This window comes from Aliivibrio sifiae (assembly GCF_002954715.1).
Classification (GTDB): Bacteria; Pseudomonadota; Gammaproteobacteria; order Enterobacterales; family Vibrionaceae; genus Aliivibrio; species Aliivibrio sifiae.
The window spans coordinates 1,388,635-1,408,905 of the sequence record NZ_MSCP01000001.1; the positions used below are offsets into that span (position 1 = coordinate 1,388,635).

Sequence of the window (20,271 nt, forward strand, 5' to 3'; positions counted from 1 at the left end):
AAGCGAACAGCTAGACGAATATAAGGACAACTCCTTATCCAATTACTATTTGATTGAGTAGCGGTACCATATAAATAAACATGATAAGAATCACCACCATAGGTGATTAATTGCTCTTTTTCTCAATCCCAAGTGACGTATTATAACACAAATGAGGTCGTTATTGGTGATTGGAGCATCTCGGAGGGTTTTGCTGAGGCTAAAGCACTAGTTATTAGATGACGTTATGCTGTCATAACGTGACACACAAAAAGCCGTTAATAACGACTTTTTTTAATGTGTTCATTATGAGTCGAATGATCTTTGAATAATTCTAAATTAGCAATTTATGAAGAACTAGTAGCCTTTATCAAATCGTTCTATGATCCAATCGATTAGAGTTCGAACACGTTGTAAGTGATATTTTGTGGGTGGACACACCAATGACAATGGTGTCTCTTCTGACCATTCAGGTAATACATCTACAAGCTTGTTATTTTGAATATCAGTATGGCAGTACACATCAGTAAGTCTTGTCACCCCCAAACCTGCAATTACCGCTTGTCGCATCGTCCTTCCTGTCGCAGCTTTCACACCCCTGTTAGTGTGAATGATTCTCTGTTCTGAGCCTTTTTTTAGTATCCAGTGCTCTACACTTCCATGAATCAAAGGAAGTCGTTCTAAATCTTCTGGATTAGTGATTGGACCATGCTGGTTTAGGAAGTCAGGACTAGCAACGTAATATGTTGTTAGATTACATAAGTGACGTGCAACTAAAGTAGAATCAGGTAACGCACCAACTCTTAACACTAAATCATATTGCTCTCCAAGCAGATCAACTTGAAGATTTGAAAAATCCAACTCGACCTCTATATCAGGGTATTGCTTTTGAAAACTCATCACTAGTGGAGCAATTAAGTCTTCACCAATAGGCCCACCAACAGAGTTCATTCGTATACGCCCTTTTAACTCACTTCTCGACTCAGTCGCCCACTCAGCCGCAGAGTCAAGTTGCAGCATCGCTACTTTACATCGTTGATAATAACCACTCCCAATATCCGTCAAACGTAACTGTCGAGTTGTACGAAAAAGTAATTGAACGCCTAAAGCCCCCTCTAACTCAGTAACTAATTGACTGACGTTGGCTTTGGAGCCACCTAATGCATTAGCTGCAGCTGTAAAACTGCCATGCTCAGCAACATAGATAAATGCTCGAATTCCTCTCCAAGATATATTGTTCATTTTTAGTTAACAGTGTTTTAAGAATGGCACTATATATTAAAACAATACGTCAACTTAACATAGTCAAATACTTAGGGCGTTAGCAAATAGCCTCTCTAAGTCGACCTCTATATCACGAACAAAAGAGATAATTTACTATGACGATTACGAAAAAAAGCGTTTATTTTATTAGCAACGGTAACCGTATTGCCGCTGAACTTCACCAACCAAAAGAAATTAAGCACAAGTGTCCTGCTGTTATAATTGCAGCACCACAAGCTGGGGTAAAAGAACAAACAGTTCAGATCTATGCAGAAAAACTTGCGAAGAAAGGCTTTATCGCCTTAACTTTTGATCACTCGAGTTTCGGTGCTAGTGAAGGAGAGCCTCGGTTCCACGAGAATCCATTTAATAAAGCCGAAGACTGCCGCAATGCAATCACATTTTTACAAACTCTTCACTATGTCGATGAGATTCATGGTCTAGGTATTTGCTCTGGTGGAGGCTATTTGGCTCATGCAGTTGCTTCAGATCGTCGAGTAAAGTCACTCGCAACAGTAAGCGCCTATTTTGATCATAGAGGCTTTTACCACAATATTATGGGCCGTGATGGTATCTTAGATCTTCTAACACAGACGAATAAGGCCAGAGAACACTACTTAACTACAGGCGAAATAAACTATCTGCCTCATGCTCCCGAATCTGATCATCTTGAGATGCCTCGCCTATTTCGCGAGTTCTACGAATACTATATGACCGACCGTGGAGCGAAAGGTCTATATGAAAGTAAGTTTTTACCGTGGTCATATGAGAGCCTTGTTAATTTTTCAGCTTTGGATATCGCAGATAGATTATCTCCAACACCACTACTAATGATTGTTGGAACTGAAGCTGATTCGGCCTATGAAAGCGAAAAAATGTTTGATGCTGCTAATGAACCCAAAAAATTAGCGCGTATTGAAGGCTCTAATCATATAGGTCTTTATGATGTGGATGAGTATGTTAACCAAGCGATTGATATGATTATTAAATTTTTCAAGTAATATTTGCATAAGCACAGGAAGCCTGTAAGCGGGTTTTCTGTGTCTTACCACAAAAATAGACAAGACAATCTATAAATTAACCAACATTTATTTCATTCTAAAGACCAAAACCCTTGTACGGTCAGAGCTCAATCTTTATACGCGTTAAAAAAATAACCGACATTAATTAGCAAATCTAATGCACTTTATGGCATCTAAACAGAATAAGATTACACAATTAACGTTAAACCCTAACCTTTCAGTAACTTACTTAACCTAATCGATACCTAATTATCCTGCTCAATTAAATTTATCTAATCGTTAATTATTAAAATATTTAATCTAATGCGATATGAATCACAGAGAGAAAATCACAAAGCAAACTAATATCACGTTCTAACCACCAAAATTAGTCTTTAATGCCTTCACAATAATAAACAGCTAGGTGAAATAACTAATATGGACAACAAAACAAGTATATTAAACCAACCAAAACCATTTAAGATGATATTTTTCATTGAATTATGGGAACGGTTTGGCTACTACGGACTTCAAGGCATACTCGCTGTCTACTTTGTCGATAAACTCGGCTTTAGTATGCAAGACTCTTTTGTTACTTTTGGTGCCTTTGCAGCTTTAGTATATGGACTTGTCTCTGTCGGTGGCTACGTCGGAGATTATGTTCTAGGAACTAAACGCACCATGGTCTTTGGTGCTGTCGTTCTTGCTCTCGGCTATTTTTTAATGGGATTTTCGATTTTAAATCCTAACTTTATCTATTTAGCCCTTGGTGCTATTGCTGTTGGTAATGGGTTATTCAAAGCAAACCCATCGAGCCTATTAGCTAAGTGTTATGAAAAAGGTGATTCCCGTTTAGATGGTGCATTTACTCTTTATTATATGTCTATCAACATTGGCTCCCTTGTTTCTCTTTCTTTAAGCCCTGTTATTGCGAATAATTACGGTTATGAATATGCCTTTCTTCTTTGTGGTTTAGGATTAATCGCTAGTCTATTTAGCTATTTTTCTCTTCGTAGTACTGTACAAGGGATAGGTTCAGAACCAGATTCTCAACCATTGAATAAAATCAAAGCGTTAATTGTTTTGATCGGCACTGTTGCCTCTACCCTAGTTTGTGCATGGTTGTTGCAAAATATTATGATGGCAAACTTAGCATTAGGTGTGATCGGTGTTGGTGTCGTTGGCTTCTTCTTAAAAGAAACATTCAAAGAAACAGGTGAACAACGTAACAAAATGATCGTCGCTTTCATTCTTATGCTACAAGCGATTATTTTCTATGTGTTATACGCACAAATGCCAACATCATTAAACTTCTTTGCAATTAATAACGTTCATACTGAACTGTTCGGTATAGATATTAACCCTGTTAGTTTACAAGCACTAAATCCATTTTGGGTTGTATTTTGTAGTCCTATTTTGGCTTACTTATATACATATTATGGAAATAAAAATAAAGACTTATCCATGCCAGGTAAATTTACGGTTGGTATGTTTATGAGCGCATTCGGTTTCTTATCTGTAGCAGCTGCGGGGAACTGGTTTGCAGACCAAGCAGGTATGGTCTCTGTTTGGTGGATGGTTCTAGTTTATTTATTCCAAAGTTTAGGTGAACTAATGATCAGTGGTCTTGGCCTTGCGATGGTTGCTAGCTTAGTACCACAACGCTTGATGGGCTTTACTATGGGAGCATGGTTCTTAACTCAAGCGGCCTCATTTATTATTGGTGGCTATGTTGCTACGTTTAGCGCGACACCAGAGCATCTTACTGATCCTCTAGATACATTGCCTGTTTACACTGAGTTATTCCAAAACATTGGCTTTATTACTCTAGCGGTTGCTATTGTAATGGCAATCACAGCACCAAAACTGAATCGCATGATGACAAGTTCACAATCTGAAGCTCCTGAATTGATTAAGCAACATTAAGTTCAATTAATAAGAATCATCAGACTTAAACACAAAAGCAGAATGAAGCTTGATGCTCATTCTGCTTTTTATTATAGCTTTTATACCAATGTAATTAATTAGATGGTCTATTTATTACACAATCATTAAGTAATTTAACCAGTAATAATGAACAGATAATGACTCTAATTGGTATTAGACCTGATTTAACGCTTAATCAACGTCACAATCAGTACAGCTTTGTAGAACGATCTCGTGCTCAAACACTACACTATCGTTACCTTCTTCCAGTAACTCGGTGATTTCATTCGCTACTTCTTTCTCATCTTCCGCTTTAACTTGATCTGCTAGTTTTTCTTCTGAGTAACCATAGAAATTCAGTAGCAAGTAATCACGAGCTTCGTCTTTAGTACAAGTTACGTTGACTGAAAGCTCAGACTCAACGTTATCTTGAGCAATAATAGCTGTCATTTGTGCTACGACATCATCTTTCATCGCGGCAGTTAACCAACCAAGATCGGTGTTTACTTTAGCTTTTTTACAGTTAAAACAAGGTAATTGATGAAAGTAATATTGAAAATCAGTCATGAGTAATTTCTCTTTAAGTGTTGTATAGCAAGATTATGCGCGTTTTTTAGCAAAATACTATCTCAAGTACAACTAGCAATAACGATTACGCCTAAATATGTAATTACTTGGTATATTGATATTCCCCAATAGACTTTCAAGTGGGATGTTTAACTTATGCTTTAAGAAGCCCAATAAAAACGCTCCAAATAGGAGCGCTTGAAGTAAAGTTTAACTATTGCGATATGATGGTTCTAATCTAATAATGGAATATACAGAGCTTCGCGATTATAAATTGGTGCCCATGATGGAGCGGCCATTTCTTGCTTAATGTAACCACGATTAATGTACCAACGAGTATTTACATCAAGCAAATCACCAACAAATACCTTTTCTGTTACTCTACAAGCATCAAATGTACCCGCTTCAACCGTAATAGATTCTTTCCCTTCAAAGGTTTCAGAGTAACTAATTATATTGCGCTCAAGCTCATTAAAAGAGCCACCGTTAAGATTCAAGTTTTTAATTGAAGCTAGTGACACTTTCTCATACGAGTTAGCATAAACGTAATTAAGAAGCTTAGACGAGCTTGATTTTTTCACTGGTAAAGTAGCAGTTAGACTACCCCATCCACCAAAATATCCATCAGCATTTAACCCCTCTGCACCATAATAGTAATCTGCGTCGTAATAGAAATCTTCCATTGAAAGTAACGTAAAATCAGCATTATGAGATTTAAATCGGGTTTTCTCTAAACTTTCATTTGTAGCCGCAACCCAAGCAGGCATGTCATATACATTATTATACGCTGTCGCCCATGAGAAATCGTTCCCCATGTACTCCTTTGTTTCAATATACTCAGTTAACGCACCATCATTAACCCAAGCAACAGATTTTTGTGCACTATAAGTGATTGTATGGCCTGATTCTAATACATAACTTGCATCTTCTAAGCTTGCTAAACAGGCATTAAAAGTGAGTGCTTTTGGTAAACTGTCCTTCAAAAATTGAAGCGTATTAGCGCCAAAGACGTATTCTTCTTCAAGTTCAAGTGATACTTCCCCTGCAACACGTACAAATCCTTCAACTACCGTTAGATAAAGAGTTCCATCTTCTCGGTTAAAGTTGTTCCATGTAATATCATCTCGATTCATTAACGCTTCAGGAGCCGTAACCTTTCTGATTACTTTTCCGTAAGAATTCATATCTTCCCAATGTCCAATGGCCACAACATCTGAAACTGGATTCATGTAGTCCCATGTATAAAAATTAACGACACCACCGGCAACGATTTCAGCAAGGATACCTCCGTTTGAAATACCAGCCATGATTGCCGTCGCATTTACGTCACCATCAGCCACGTCTTTGAAAATTTGCTCAAGCGCAGTAGCTGGCGCTCCCGGGCCAACCCCAGTCTCCACGGCAACCGAGTTACACATTCCACCACGCTCTTCTTTTTGCTCTTCAGTACACCAATTGCCTTCATTAAATGTGAAATAAGACTCAATCTCGGGCTGAATTTTTAAGTTATACGCGTAAGTACTTTGAGGGAAATCGAGAGTATCTGCGTAGAGACTTGTCCAAACAGCATCATCGGCAGTTTTCGCTAAGATTTTTTTAACATTAAGACCTGATACATCCACCTTCTTCATGCTGGCTTTAAGGGATAAATCTCGTGTTGCCGTAACTAATGTCTCTGTTCCATCTGGTCTTGATTCAATAGTAACGATAGTATCATCAGCTGTAACCCAACCATCCGCAACTAGTGCACGTTGAAGGTTCACTGACGAATCTGAAACTTGTAAATCAAAGCCATCAAAATCGGCGTTAGAGAAATATATTTCTTCGCTAACATCATTATCGCGATCCATCGTAATAACACCGTACTCTAATCGTGGCGAATTTCCTGTCTCACTTCCTAGCCAGAGTAAGCCTCCGTTCTCAGCAAGAGCAGCTACACTTGCGTCCTTCGAATCTCTATCTGCATTATTCACATCGACTTTATCTTGAAGATTATCGCTAGTGATCTCTATATGATCATTTTTCACCTTACTAGCCACATTATTTACATCAAAAGCATCACCCGAAGATTGAATACTTGAAGCAATATTCGAGGCAGCGTTGCTCACTTCTTCAGTAATAACATTTATTAGATCTTTGTCTGAAATACCATTTTGTGCGGCTGAATCTTTTAATTCATCCAATTTATCCGCCAAAATTGTCGCAGTAACTTGAGCAACTCTATGTAGTTTTTCAAACTCTGCTTTTTCTGCATCACTTAATGAAGTGCTTTGCTTTTCTGCAATGTAGTCTTTTGTAATATCGAGCTCTGTACCTAGTTGAGCTTGAACAAATTGAATAGCCTCTTCAACAGAATTTCCCTTTTCAATTTGATTTTGAATAAAAGTACTTATTGGACTGACAAAATCAGAACCAGCTGGAGCAGTCAATGAATAGCCTTTGGTTAATAAAACACCAGGAGCATCGCTATCAATGGTCTGATTAGCAATGACTTCGACAAGTAAATGATGAAGCTCTAATTGTTCTTGAGTGACATCAAGACTAAATGAACCATTTTCATCAGTGGCTGCAGAGGGTTCCTCATTATCACAAGATTTATTGTTATTTAAGTCTAAGCAGACATTTGCATATTGTAAGTAACCATCTGCTGCTTTACCTACATGAGTAATATTAGTTTCATTTGGCGTGGTTGCGTCATTATCCGATGAAGAATCACCACCACATGCCGATAATGACAAGGCGATAACACTAGCCAGCAACGTTTTTGGAAAGTTCATAATATCTCCGTATATATTGAATTGGTTATATTTATCGGAGTTATTTTTTATCAATTGGATAACATTACCAACATAAAACAAACATTCATGCGATCGACAACACATCATAATGTTAATTACTGTTATGTCACTCGAACTTTATTTTTCTGTAATAAAAACCTGCTCACAGACAAACCCTAACAATTTGAATAATAAAGATAAATTCAAAAAAACCGCACACAAATCTGCATACGGTTTTAATATTAATGACTAAAGGTATATATCGTTAATTCATAGAGGGATAATTAAAACGATAAACTAACCAGTTACTCAAACGGATTCACCTTCATATTACTCAAGGTAAATGCGTAAACATCCGCCATTAAGTCGATCGATTTTGAAATTGGCATTCCTGCTCCATGACCAGCATTAACATCAATGCGGATCAATACAGGGTTCTCACCCAATTGCTTGGCTTGCAACTCTGAAATGAACTTATAAGAGTGCGCAGGAACAACGCGATCATCATGATCCGCTGTCGTCACCAAGGTCGCTGGATATTCAACGCCCTCTTTCACGTTATGAACGGGTGAATAGTCTAGTAGATAATTAAACATTTCTTCACTTTGGGCTGAGGTGCCAAAATCATACGCCCACCCCTCTCCAGATGTGAAGGTATGGTAACGAAGCATATCCAACACACCTACCGCAGGCAGGGCGACTTTAAATAACTCAGGTCGCTGAGTCATACAGGCACCGACTAATAGCCCACCATTTGATCCACCACGAATAGCTAAATGCTCTGAATCGGTGTAACCAGATTCAATCAAATATTCTGCCGCTGCAATAAAGTCATCAAATACGTTCTGTTTTTTCTGTTGTGTTCCTGCATTGTGCCATTCTTTTCCATACTCACCGCCACCGCGAATATTGGGAATCGCATAAATACCGCCAAGCTCTAACCAACTGGCCATTACCCCACTAAAGCTCGGCGTTAGACTGACATTAAAGCCACCGTAACCATAAAGAATAGTTGGATTTTTACCATTTAAGACTATCCCTTTTTTATGCGAGATAATCATAGGAATTCGAGTGCCATCTTTTGATGTGTAGAACACTTGAGTTGACTCAAACTTCTCATTATCAAACGGTGATGCCGAAGCCAAATACAATTCAGTACAGCCTGTCTTTGCATCAAATTGATAAATCGTAGGTGGGGTTACATAGTTAGTGAAAGTAAAAAACAGATCAGTTTGCTCTCTTCTACCTGAGAATCCCGTTACTTGTCCCTTACCAGGTAATTCAATCTCTCTTAATAAATTACCTGAGAAGTCATATTGTTTCACTTGGCTTAACACATCGACCATATAACTTGCGAACAGCGTTCCACCACCAGCGCTTACCTCAAGAGGCTGTGATTGTTCTGGGATAATATCCTTCCAATCACAGGTTATTGCATTATAAGAAACCACCTTGCCATTTGGTGCATCTAAATTAGTAAACATTAATAACTGAGAATCTTCATTTTCTATCACATACGTATCTGAATTAGTATGAGCTAAAACGGTAATTCGTGTTGGATTATTAACGCCTAATCGCTCAATAAACAGCTTGTTACCTGATGTCGATGTTGCAGCCGTAATGATCAAATACGCATCGTCTTCTGTTGTATACCCACTGACGTAACGGTGCTTCTCTTCTTCTTTAGATCCAAAAATGATTTCATCTTGAGATTGAGGTTTACCGATTTCATGAAAATAGAGTTTATGTTGATCAGTCCGTGCTGATAACTCACTGCCGGTCGGTTTATCATAGCTAGAGTAATAAAAACCTTTAGATCCTAACCATGAGATATCAGTAAATTTCGCATCTACAATCGGTGATTCAATTTGTTCTTTGGTTTCGGTATTTAATACGAAAATTTTACGCCAATCACTCCCTGCTTCTGATATCGAATACGCCACAAGTGATGCGTCTTTAGAGAAACTTACCGAGCCTAATGACGTTGTCCCCTCTTCTGAGAAGGTATTTGGATTAAGAAAGACTTCAAATTCCCCCTCTTCTTTTGAACGATACAATACACTTTGGTTTTGTAGACCATCATTCTGGTAAAAATAGGTGTAATCGCCACGCTTAAATGGCTGAGAGGTCTTTTTGTAATCTTGCCCTGTCGCAATTAAATCACGAATATCGTCACGAAAATCAATATGAGAAAGAGCATCAAACGTAACTTTATTTTGATTTGCTACCCAAGCCTCTGTTTCTGTGCTTCTGTCGTCTTCTAACCAACGATATGGATCTGCGATGGTGTGAGAGAAATAATGATCAACTGTTGAGTCTTGTTTTGTGAAAGGATAAATCATGGTACATCCTATTTATAATTAGTTGTCTATTTCTAGAATACGCCCATTAAAAATAGGAATACAACTGTTTGATGATTTAAGACTAGTTATTGATGCATAGGGTATTAAGGTTCGGTTTGTAGTGGTGCATTAAGGTTTTTATTTGCTTTAGAATATTTATTAAACAGTTGGTTTTTATCACAAATATTTATGATACATTGATCACACTTTTGATTAATTCAAGAAGTAAGTTTGTCGACAGATGGACCAATTAGCACTATTTTATCTTCAATCCACATTAATCGTGATCTGGATAACTTTCGAGCATTACATTACTCACAAAAAACCGTCCGCACACACTATTTATACTCTATTAATTTAAGTTGAACCCGTCTGATCCCCTCAGCACGGGGAGTTTTTGGTGCGCGTACTTAATAATTAAACCTGTTTTTATTACGGACAATAAAAATGAAAAAACACTTCGATCTTATCGATAAACCCACCTTTTTCGGCGCAATATTACTACTTTGTGCCGTTGTTATTCCCTTGTTGGTATTTCCAGCTGAAGGGGCTGAGTGGATTGCCGTTGCTAAAACATTTATGACCGACAAATTAGGCTTTGCTTATTTAGGTCTAGGTTTAGCGGCATTCTTTTTCATGATCTACATAGTGTTCTCTGATATCGGCCAAATCAAACTGGGTGATCCAGATGAGAAGCCAGAATTTGCACTGGCGTCTTGGGCGGCAATGCTATTTTGTGGTGGTATCGGCGCTAGTATTTTGTACTGGGGTACAATTGAGTGGGCTTACTATTACCAAAATCCTCCGTTTCAATTGCTTACTTCTTCTATGTTCGTAAACAGCCAGTTCTAAAAGTTTCTGCTGCTTTAATGCCTGTTATTGGCGAAGCACACAGCTTTGGTAAATTAGGTAAAGTTATTGACGTACTGTTTATCTTTGGTTTGTTGGGCGGCGCAGCAACAACTTTAGGTTTAGCGGCACCACTGATTAACGAAGGTATTAGCTACCTATTTGGTATTCCTGCAACAACAGGCAGCCAGATTTTAGTTCTTATGGTTTGTACCGCTATCTTTGCTTACTCATCGTACATGGGTATGGACAAAGGCATCAAGATTTTAAGTAACATTAACTTCTGGGGTGCGTTAGGTTTACTGCTTTTTGTATTGGTTTGTGGCCCAACAATTTTCATGTTGGAAACAGGCTTAGATTCAATTGGTCGTATGCTGTCTAACTTCTTTGTTATGGCAACTTGGGCTGAACCTTTTGGTGGTATGGGTACGTTTGAAGATACTCACTTCCCACAAGATTGGACTATTTTCTACTGGGCGTGGTGGCTAGTATTTGCACCAAGCATGGGTCTATTCGTTGCGCGTATTTCACGCGGAAGAACGATTAAACAAATGGTCTCTGGCGCAGTGTTCTTCGGCTCTCTAGGCTGTTCAATGTACTTCATCATTCTAGGTAATTACGGTTTATCACTGCAATTATCAGGTGAGTTAGATGTCGTAGGTATTCTAAATTCTGAAGGGGCAACTCGTGCTATCTTCGCTACTTTAGAAACACTGCCATTTAGTACTTTTGTTATTGCTGTATTTACCTTGTTATGTGTGATTTTCACCGCGACAACGTTTGACTCTATCTCTTATATTTTAGCGTCAGTAGTACAAACTAACGTGACTGAAGATCCAATGCGTTGGAACCGTCTGTTCTGGGCTTTCACTCTATCATTTATGCCATCGGCGTTGATGTTTATGGGCGGCTTGGCAACACTACAAACAGCTGCAATTGTTGGTGGTTTACCACTATTGGTTATCGCAGTAATGCTAATGATCTCTGGTGTTAAAGCGGCAATGCTAGACTTATCTCACCAAGATAATTACGTGGATCCAGTAATCAATATCTCTGATTTACCAGATGTTGATCCTTGGAGCAAAGAAGGCCAAGCATTGGCTCGCTTTGAACAACTACGTGATAACGCAATTGAAGCGGCAGATCTTGAGCGTGAAGCAAACGACGCAATTTGGATGCTGAAAAAACAGTTACGTAAAGAAGCATTGGCTCGTGGAGAATCAAGCGTTGATTTAGGCGATGCACCTGATGAAATCATTGAGAAATTACGTCAATTAACGGATGACTCAATGAACGCTAAAGATGCTAAGCTAGCGGCGTCTGAGCTTGCTCAAGAAGCGCGAGTTTCCTTTGATGCATTAATGCGCCAAAAGGTCGAAGACGAAGCTTTGCAAGTAAATGAAGAGACTAAATTGGCAATTAAGACAAGATTAAATTCGCCAAGCTAATCAACCTTCGTTGTTAATGCCAGCTGTAAATATGCAGGCATTAACTCAAATATTAAATACAAAAAACCGCTAAATATAAAAGCGGTTTTTTGTTTATTCACCCTCTGGTTATCGAAAAATATAACGGTTCAAACTCAAATGTGATTAGTATTACCACTCCATCTCACCCGTATTGACTTTCGCACTTAATGATAAATCCTCTTCACCTGCTAGCGATGGGTAATGTTTTTTCATTGTTTTGATGACATTTTCAGATTTATTTGATTGAGATAACGCCTCTTCAAAATGCTTTAAATAGTTAAGCGTAAACGAAACCGCCTCAGCCTTTTTCGGTATATCGCCAAGATAATGCCCGGGAATAACCACTTCTGGATCTAATTTCATCATTCGTTCTAATGATTGTGACCACTCATGTCTTTCTTCTTTTGTTTGTGAGTCAGCAGTCCAAACGTGCATTCCAGAAGAAACTGATACACCACCAAACACAGCCTTCGCTGATGGTACCCACAAATAAGCTTGGTGTGTGTTTATCTCTTTCACTTCTATCTTTTTACCATCAAGCATTAACGTTGTATCGTTTAATACCTCTGGCACGATAATCTCTGTTGGCGCACCATCACCTAAAATTGGTCCCCAATAAGCCAATTTCATGTCCATTGTCTGCTTAATGTGCTCAACAACAGATTCACTTGCGACTACTTTTACGTCAGGAAATGCTTTTACTAGCGGTTGTAGTCCAAAGTAATAATCTGGATCGCCACCACTGATATAAATCATACTAAGCTTTTTATCCTGATCTTTGATCTTATTGACTAACGCGAAGCCATCGTTAGTACTGAATTGTGCATCAAATAAAATCACTTCTTTTTCACCACTAACAAGAACAGAGGTCGTTGGAAAAACCCCTTCTTTACCTGGGTTATACGGTGATAATCGGAGATCAGCTGCAGAGGCATAACTCATCAATAAAAAAGTACTCGTTAAAGTGATAGCAGAAAGTTTAGTCATAGATTACCTACGTATAATTAAAGATTATTTTAATAAATATGTCGCTGTTAAAAGACCATATTATTAGATTGTATTTCGTTGAAATACCCGATAATCTGACTTTCACTGTTTCATTTTTCGAACATATAAGTATTAAGTAGGTTGTTATGGATAGGCTGACCGCGTTACATGTTTTTGTCACCATTGTTGAACAAAAGAGCTTAAGCTCTGCGGCAGAACATCTTGGAATGTCACGAGCAAAAGTATCGCGCTATTTGGCTGAATTAGAGAGTTGGATGGACGTAAGATTACTTCATCGAACAACCAGAAGCTTGAGTTTAACAACCCCAGGTGAAGAGACTCTTGAAGCTGCACGTAATCTACTCGCACTGGCTGGCACCTTGGATGGAATTAGAAACCAAAACACAATACAACTAAAAGGTCAGCTCAGAATAACAGCAAGCTATTCATTAATAGATAGTTTTCTTATTGATGTTATCGATGACTTTGTCACCATGTGGCCAGAGACATCGGTTGATATTCTTTCTACTGATGAATCTGTAAATATCGTTGAATCTCGGATTGATTTAGCCATTCGTATTACGAATGATTTAGAGCCAAATGTCGTCGCTAAACGATTAGGTGAATGCAGGTCTGTCATTTGTGCTTCACCAAAATACCTAGAAAAACACCGAGGACCTCAAAACGTACAAGAGTTAAGTCAGCATAACTGCCTTTCTTATACATATTTTGGACGTTCTGCGTGGGTATTTGATGGCCCAAACGGAGCAGAGTCCGTTCCGATTCAGGGCAATATTAGTGCGAACCTCTCTGAGATCTTACTTTCTGCAACGCTGCGTGGTAATGGGATCAGTCAACAGCCATTCCCGACGGTTCAACCTTTAATTGAACGTGGCGAGCTAATTCAATTATTACCAGAGTGGCAGCCAAAAATCTTGAGTGTTTATGCTATTTACGCAACTCGAAAACAAGTCACCCCTTTACAAAGAGCATTTATTGATTTCCTGACGGATAGCATGAAATCATCCTCATATTGGCAAAGTTAAAAATGAATGTTGTCTTAATGATTAACCCTTATGTTAGCGCCAATAAAATCGCAGCAATACCAGAGATCGAACACATCACTAGAGATACTTTTCTTATCGTATCTTTGTCGATTTTGTCGACCACTTTCATTGCAACTAAATAACCAATGTATGACGCAGGCAATAAAGGCAAAGTAAGATATAAATGCGACATGCTCATATATCCTGCAGGAACTTGCACCACCAATGATATAAAGCTACTTACCACGAAGAACGCCGATAAATTAGCCCGGATTAAATTTGCTTCTTGGTGTTGTAACAACAACGCCATTGGAGGCCCCCCAATACCAGAACTTGTGCCAAACAAACCAGAAAAGAAACCCGCAACCGTCATTCTTGAGTTATTTGGTTCAATACGAAATGGTAATAAACTTACAGCTACAGCAAGTAATACGACAATGCCAATCCAAAGCGACAAGAGTTTTGCGTCGACATAATAAAGTAAAAAACCACCACATACCGACCCCGGAATTCTGCCTAAAAAAGCATACCCTAAGCCACGAAAAGAGACACTCGCTTTGTATTTATAGGCGTTAATAATGGATAAAAACAATCCAACTATAACAATAGGCCCGGGAACATAATTGGGAGAGATTAAGAACAATAATGGAGCGGTCACAATTGCCAAACCAAAGCCAATTGCACTTTGTACAAATGAACCGATGAAAATCAAGATCATCGCAAATAACAAACCAAGATCCATTAAGGTAAACTCCATAAAAAATGCCTTCTGCTATGGTTATAACAGAGGGCATTATGAACTAGATTTTAAAAAAGGAAATAGCAGTATTACACTCTTTACCCTTTCAATGTTACTCAACAGATTGCAATGTTTCCCATGTTACTTCGCAATCGCCTTTCGCTGTTGAAATAAACGCTGAATCACCCGTAATCATCACTGAGATTTCCATCGTTCTTTCTAAAAATGTAGAGAACTCTTGGATCTGCTCCCAATCAAAGCGAACAACATCAACAGGATACTGTTTGAATTTACTTTGGTTTTGCTTCCACCACACGTCTGATTTTGAGTTAAAGCTATACACTTTAGTCACTTTTGATTGACGTGAGGCCTTTTTCATACGCTCAGGATCTGGCTCACCAGCATCAATCCACAATGAGATCGTATCATCGTATTCACGAACCCAAATATCAGGTTCATCAACCGCTGATAATCCTTTAGTAAACGTTAAACGCTCTTCTGCATTCAAACAAAATGCCAATACACGAGCCATCATACGCTCTACATTTTCTGAAGGATGCTGAGCGATGGTTAAGTTTACTGAATCATAATGATCACGGTTCATGTCCGTTAGAGCAACACGAAATTTGTAGATGGTCGGTTTGATAGCCACTGGCTTTCCTAACTATTGAGAATTGCAGGCATTGTACGCGATTCTTGTTGGTTAGCTAGGCATAAAAAAAGCCAATAATTTCTTATTGGCTTTTCGTCTTTAATGCATCGTTATTATACATTAATTATTTAAGGCTATTTACAAAGAGCATCTCCAATATTAACCCATACTGAATCTACGCCGGGCTCATTACCTTGAGTCCACCATTGAGCTTCCCAACGGTTACCTTTATGATCCACTTGTGCTTTACCAGAATAAGCAACGGCTGGATCCCAACCTAGATTTGCATCACTGATTAACTGCCAACCATCAACACCTGGAGCAGGCTCAACGCCTTGTATCCACCAGTTTGCTTTATAAACAAGACCATTATGACTTACTGTTTCTGTTGTATAAATCTCAGTTGCACTCCATGCTGGGTAATTAGCTGCATTTGGATCAGTGACCGAACACTCTCCACCAGTACCATTATCATCGTCTTTTTTAGCGACCGTAACACGAGTCGTTGCAGAAGCATCTAAACTGCCATCAGTAACCGTAACATTAATACTTGTTATCGTTTCAGTCTCTAATTCAGGTGCTTTAAGCGTTAAAGATGCTGTACCTAAACCACTAACAACTGTAAATGCATTTATATTTGTCCATGAATAAATCAAGGTATCATTTTCAGGGTCTGTCGCTTGTGCATTTAAGGTAAATACTTCAGCTGCTTTCACCGCTAACGCTACCGGTAACGTCACTGTTGGTGCTTGGTTTTCTTGTGGAATATCATTAGAGATAACTACGGTGTCTTTTGCTGAAAGCCCCTCATCATCAACAACGGTCAGCTCAAACGTATAGTTCACTTTCTCTTCCACTTCAGGCACTGTAATTTCAGCTTTTACTGACGTTGGGTTTGTGATCTGAACATTATCACCCGAGGTTTGAACCCAAGAGTAGCTTAACTCACCACGTTCAGGATCATAAGACGATGAACCATCAAGAATCACTCGTTTTTCACCGGTTACCACTTGATCACGTCCAGCATTTGCTTTTGGTGCCTGATTTTCAGGATCAACAGGGCCAGAGTCATCACCATGACCTAAACCTTCATGCATCGCATTGAGGATATCGCCATTATCAGAGTCTATTTCCCAAGAGAAAACACCGCCAAGACCAAGTTGGCTTACATAGTTTCCTTTTGCTTTAATAGAACGAGCATTATCATAAGTAATTAGATCGCCTGTTGACGCTTTAAATAAGTATGGTGCTTCCGCTTTTTCATCGTACCCGTACTCCCAACCAGTTCCCATATGATTATTAACAATATCACGATAATCTAAAACACCATTCTCCCAAGTTCCTTTGATTGGGCCTGTAGCAGTGCCTGCAAATGGATTTCCCGGCAGTGCTCCAGTGACTCCAGTCCAACCACGACCATAAGCAGCAACACCAACAACAACTTTACTTGGGTCAACACCCTGCTCTAGCATTAAATCAACGCCACGAGAGGTGTAATAACGAGTTTCTTCTTTCATGCTTGATGCATGTAGTGCTGTTTGATGGTTAAGGTTATTGTTGTCCCACGCGCCATAAAAGTCGTAGCTCATTAAGAAAATGTTGTCTAAATATTGTTGAGCTGACTTGTAATCTACGTCTTCAATCTTATCTTCACCGGCACCGATTGCAGAGGTGAGTTCGTATGTACGTCCCGTCTCTGCTTCTAGCTCATCTAGCATTACTCGTAAATCTTTTAGAATAGCGATATAAATATCACTGTCTTTCTCTGTATCACCTAGATTAGGGTTAGCCCCATCACCACCAGGGAATTCAAAATCGATATCGACACCATCAAAGAACTTCCAAGTTAATAAATATTCTTTTACTGAAGCAACAAATGTCGCCCTCTTAGCGGCATCATCCATGAAGAAGAACGGGTCAGATAACGTCCAACCACCAATTGACGGTAATATTTTCAGATCAGGCTGTGCACGTTTTAATGCCATTAATTGCCCAAAGTTTCCTTTGTACGCTTCAGAATAAGCTTCCACACCTTTTTGAGGCTTTTGAACTGCCGCCCATGGGTCATGAATCGCCACTTCAAAATCTTTACGCCCTTTACAAGCGTTTTGTAATGCAGCAAAGCTACCACTGATTGTTTTTAAGCTATCGTTAATGCCATCGCCACCACACATAGGAACAAAACCGTATAAAATGTGTGTTAGGTTCTTCGCAGGTAATTGATCAACATTATATTCACGACCATAAACACCCCATTCAACAAAATAAGTACCTACCACTTTTCCTGACGTGTTTTTGTAAGGTTTATTATTTTCTAAATAGCCAGTTTCTAATGGCTTAAGATGGCTACCATCAGTGTCTGCAACTGCTATTTCTTTTGAATCTGACACACTGCAACCATCAGCGTTGCATAATTCAAGCGTCATGTTGTAGATACCACCTTTGCTAATTGGGAATGTTGCCGATGTTGCAGCACCAGAACCTTCCCACACAAGGTCTTCATTCATATAAACGCGTGATATTTCAACGGCATCGCCAGACCACACATTCCATGAAATATTCACATCAACAGAATCATGACGAGCCTTAACTAACTCATTATATGCGACTGCGCTAGGATCAACTTCAACTAATGCATATTTGTGCTCAGCCCAATCAATAGAAGGCTTCCCAGGTGCTGACGCATAAGCCTGAGTTATAAATAAACCACTAATTATGGTCGCTAACATTGTTTTCCTTTTCATTGCTTTTCCTCTTTATTTAATAATCAAATAAATGATACAAACAACAAAACAAGCTACAAAATAAGCAACTTTTATCGTGACGATAAAAAATACTTATGGTCATTTAAGTGGCGCCAAGTTACTAACAAATGACCACTAAGTAATAAAATATGTATAAATGTTAATTTTTATTACAGTTTCAGTGTGATTTCTATTCCGCAACTATTGTTAAAACTAATAATAAGAACGAAAAATTATTTATTTACTAATTGATACTTAATGATAATGTTTGGAATAGGCATCACGATAGCCATTTAGAATTTAGGCATTTTCAGCACAACACAACGTACTTATTTATATAAATGAAATAAGATATTTTAGTAGTAAACAAAAAAAGACCTCTCTGTGGTACCAGAAAGGTCTTTATGTACTTATAGGGGAAAGTACTTATTTAATGGATTAACTTAATAAGTTTAGCTTAAATCTACATTTTTTGTACCAAAGAACCACGTTGCAATAAAACCAACAGCGTAAGCAATCACAAGACCAGCAGCAAACACCATCATACCGGCGAATATACCTGCACTTGATGTCATTAGAGGTAAAGCCACAATACCTGATGGACCAAATACCGTATTCAAACCAACAGGTAATCCCATGTACGACACTAATCCAATAAAGAAGCCCCCAGCTGAGCCACCAATACATGCAGTAATAAATGGTTTAACTCTTGGTAGTGTCACACCGTAAATCAGTGGTTCGCCTATTCCTAAGAACCCTGGAATAATTGCGCCTTTGACTTGTGTACGTAGTAACGCATCTTTACTTGCTTTAGCATAAAGTGCTAATGCTGCACCAACTTGGCCTGCCCCTGCCATCGCTAAGATTGGGAATAGTGAATTAAAGCCTTGTGCATCCATCAATGCAAAATACACAGGTACAAAACCTTGGTGAATACCAAACATCACTGAGATTAAAAACAGACCCGCTAAAATAGCACTACCAAAAGGGTTGCCGTTCAGGTTAATGAACAACCATGACATACCTTGGAACAATACTCCACCTAGTGGCATGATGACCACAAAGGTAACAGCTCCCATGATAAGTAACGTAACCACTGAAGTTAAAATCATGTCTAGGTTATCAGGCATGTATTGACGTACTTTTTTCTCAACACCTGCACCAATAATCGCAGCGATTAATACTCCAATGATATTACCTCTAGGATCGATACCGTGACCAAAGAAATCCGTCATACCAGAGTAAATTCCAGTGGTTGCTTCTGGGTTATAACCCAATACAAACAATGACGCTAAAATAGCACCGTTCACACCCGAACCACCAAAGGCTTGCTGTGCGTTATAACCAATCAAGATGCTAAGAAAGCTAAATAAGCCTTTACTGAACACTTTCATGTAGAGAATTAAATCAACCAAATTAGCGTTTGGTGACTCATTCCCCATCACATAAACTTGATCTAATAGAGTAGCAAAACCTAACAACAAACCAGCGGCAATGAAACCCGGAATTAACGGGGTAAAAATGGTCGCAAACTTACTTAAAAATCGCTGAGTCGCGCTCGTTTGTTTCTTTTTTAACTTCTGTTTATGTTCAGAAGCGACGTCTTTAAGGTCTCGATTTTCAGTCGTATTAGGTGCTTGGTTATCCTCTTCACCTTCCATCATTTCATTCATCATTTCAGCGGCAGTTTGTGCTTTACCCGGACCTAAAACGATTTGAAATTGGTCGTCACTTTCAACTAAACCCATTACGCCTGAAATACGTTTAATAGTATCTCGACTAGCAAGGCTGTCATCATGTAAAGTAAGACGTAAACGCGTCATACAGTTACCACATTTAATGACATTATTTTTGCCACCAATTGCACTTAATATTTCTTGAATCATGGAAGTGGTTATTTTAGCCATGTCCTGTTCCTTTTCAATTTTTC

At 38.7% G+C, this 20,271-nt stretch carries 12 protein-coding genes and 1 pseudogene; 4 read left to right on the top strand and 9 right to left on the bottom strand.

What is annotated here, in order from left to right:
• Window positions 1-336: 336 nt before the first annotated feature.
• Entirely contained in the window at window positions 337-1,221 is an 885-nt protein-coding gene (locus BTO23_RS06155; RefSeq protein WP_061002212.1) for a LysR family transcriptional regulator, read from the bottom strand.
• Between the two features lie 137 nt (window positions 1,222-1,358).
• On the opposite strand from BTO23_RS06155, the gene BTO23_RS06160 reads away from it, so the two are divergent.
• Window positions 1,359-2,243 carry an alpha/beta hydrolase gene (locus BTO23_RS06160; protein WP_061002211.1) on the top strand — a complete coding sequence of 295 codons (885 nt, stop codon included), beginning with the start codon at window positions 1,359-1,361 and terminating at the stop codon, window positions 2,241-2,243.
• A gap of 438 nt (window positions 2,244-2,681) precedes the next feature.
• Window positions 2,682-4,169: an oligopeptide:H+ symporter gene (locus BTO23_RS06165; protein WP_061002206.1), complete on the top strand. Its 1,488-nt coding sequence runs from the start codon at window positions 2,682-2,684 to the stop codon at window positions 4,167-4,169.
• A 192-nt stretch (window positions 4,170-4,361) separates the two neighbouring features.
• Here the strand turns inward: BTO23_RS06165 and BTO23_RS06170 are convergent, their stop codons facing one another.
• The 3 genes from BTO23_RS06170 to BTO23_RS06180 form a co-directional block, all read right to left on the bottom strand.
• Window positions 4,362-4,736 carry a hypothetical protein gene (locus BTO23_RS06170; protein ID WP_061002205.1) on the bottom strand — a complete coding sequence of 125 codons (375 nt, stop codon included), beginning with the start codon at window positions 4,734-4,736 and terminating at the stop codon, window positions 4,362-4,364.
• Window positions 4,737-4,969: 233 nt separating this feature from the next.
• Window positions 4,970-7,513 (bottom strand): hypothetical protein, encoded by a 2,544-nt coding sequence (locus tag BTO23_RS06175; RefSeq protein WP_105063170.1) that lies wholly within the window; start codon window positions 7,511-7,513, stop codon window positions 4,970-4,972.
• A gap of 305 nt (window positions 7,514-7,818) precedes the next feature.
• Window positions 7,819-9,855 (bottom strand): prolyl oligopeptidase family serine peptidase, encoded by a 2,037-nt coding sequence (locus BTO23_RS06180; RefSeq protein WP_105063171.1) that lies wholly within the window; start codon window positions 9,853-9,855, stop codon window positions 7,819-7,821.
• Window positions 9,856-10,302: 447 nt separating this feature from the next.
• Here BTO23_RS06180 and BTO23_RS06185 point away from each other — a divergent pair.
• A pseudogene (locus BTO23_RS06185) lies at window positions 10,303-12,152 on the top strand (BCCT family transporter).
• Window positions 12,153-12,302: 150 nt separating this feature from the next.
• Here the strand turns inward: BTO23_RS06185 and BTO23_RS06190 are convergent.
• On the bottom strand, window positions 12,303-13,160 hold the full coding sequence (locus BTO23_RS06190; protein WP_060990752.1) for a Vmh family MBL fold metallo-hydrolase: 858 nt from the start codon (window positions 13,158-13,160) through the stop codon (window positions 12,303-12,305).
• A gap of 146 nt (window positions 13,161-13,306) precedes the next feature.
• On the opposite strand from BTO23_RS06190, the gene BTO23_RS06195 reads away from it, so the two are divergent.
• Window positions 13,307-14,206 carry a LysR family transcriptional regulator gene (locus BTO23_RS06195; RefSeq protein ID WP_061011673.1) on the top strand — a complete coding sequence of 300 codons (900 nt, stop codon included), beginning with the start codon at window positions 13,307-13,309 and terminating at the stop codon, window positions 14,204-14,206.
• Window positions 14,207-14,234: 28 nt separating this feature from the next.
• Here BTO23_RS06195 and BTO23_RS06200 read toward each other — a convergent pair whose 3' ends face one another.
• The 4 genes from BTO23_RS06200 to murP all read right to left on the bottom strand — a co-directional run bounded on the left by BTO23_RS06200 (window position 14,235) and on the right by murP (window position 20,248).
• Window positions 14,235-14,963 (bottom strand): sulfite exporter TauE/SafE family protein, encoded by a 729-nt coding sequence (locus tag BTO23_RS06200; protein WP_060990750.1) that lies wholly within the window; start codon window positions 14,961-14,963, stop codon window positions 14,235-14,237.
• A gap of 94 nt (window positions 14,964-15,057) precedes the next feature.
• Window positions 15,058-15,597 carry a YaeQ family protein gene (locus tag BTO23_RS06205; protein ID WP_060990749.1) on the bottom strand — a complete coding sequence of 180 codons (540 nt, stop codon included), beginning with the start codon at window positions 15,595-15,597 and terminating at the stop codon, window positions 15,058-15,060.
• A gap of 134 nt (window positions 15,598-15,731) precedes the next feature.
• On the bottom strand, window positions 15,732-18,341 hold the full coding sequence (locus BTO23_RS06210; RefSeq protein ID WP_105063172.1) for a glycosyl hydrolase family 18 protein: 2,610 nt from the start codon (window positions 18,339-18,341) through the stop codon (window positions 15,732-15,734).
• Window positions 18,342-18,793: 452 nt separating this feature from the next.
• Complete coding sequence (gene murP / locus BTO23_RS06215; protein ID WP_061011675.1) at window positions 18,794-20,248, bottom strand: PTS N-acetylmuramic acid transporter subunit IIBC; 1,455 nt, start codon at window positions 20,246-20,248, stop codon at window positions 18,794-18,796.
• Window positions 20,249-20,271 lie beyond the last annotated feature (23 nt).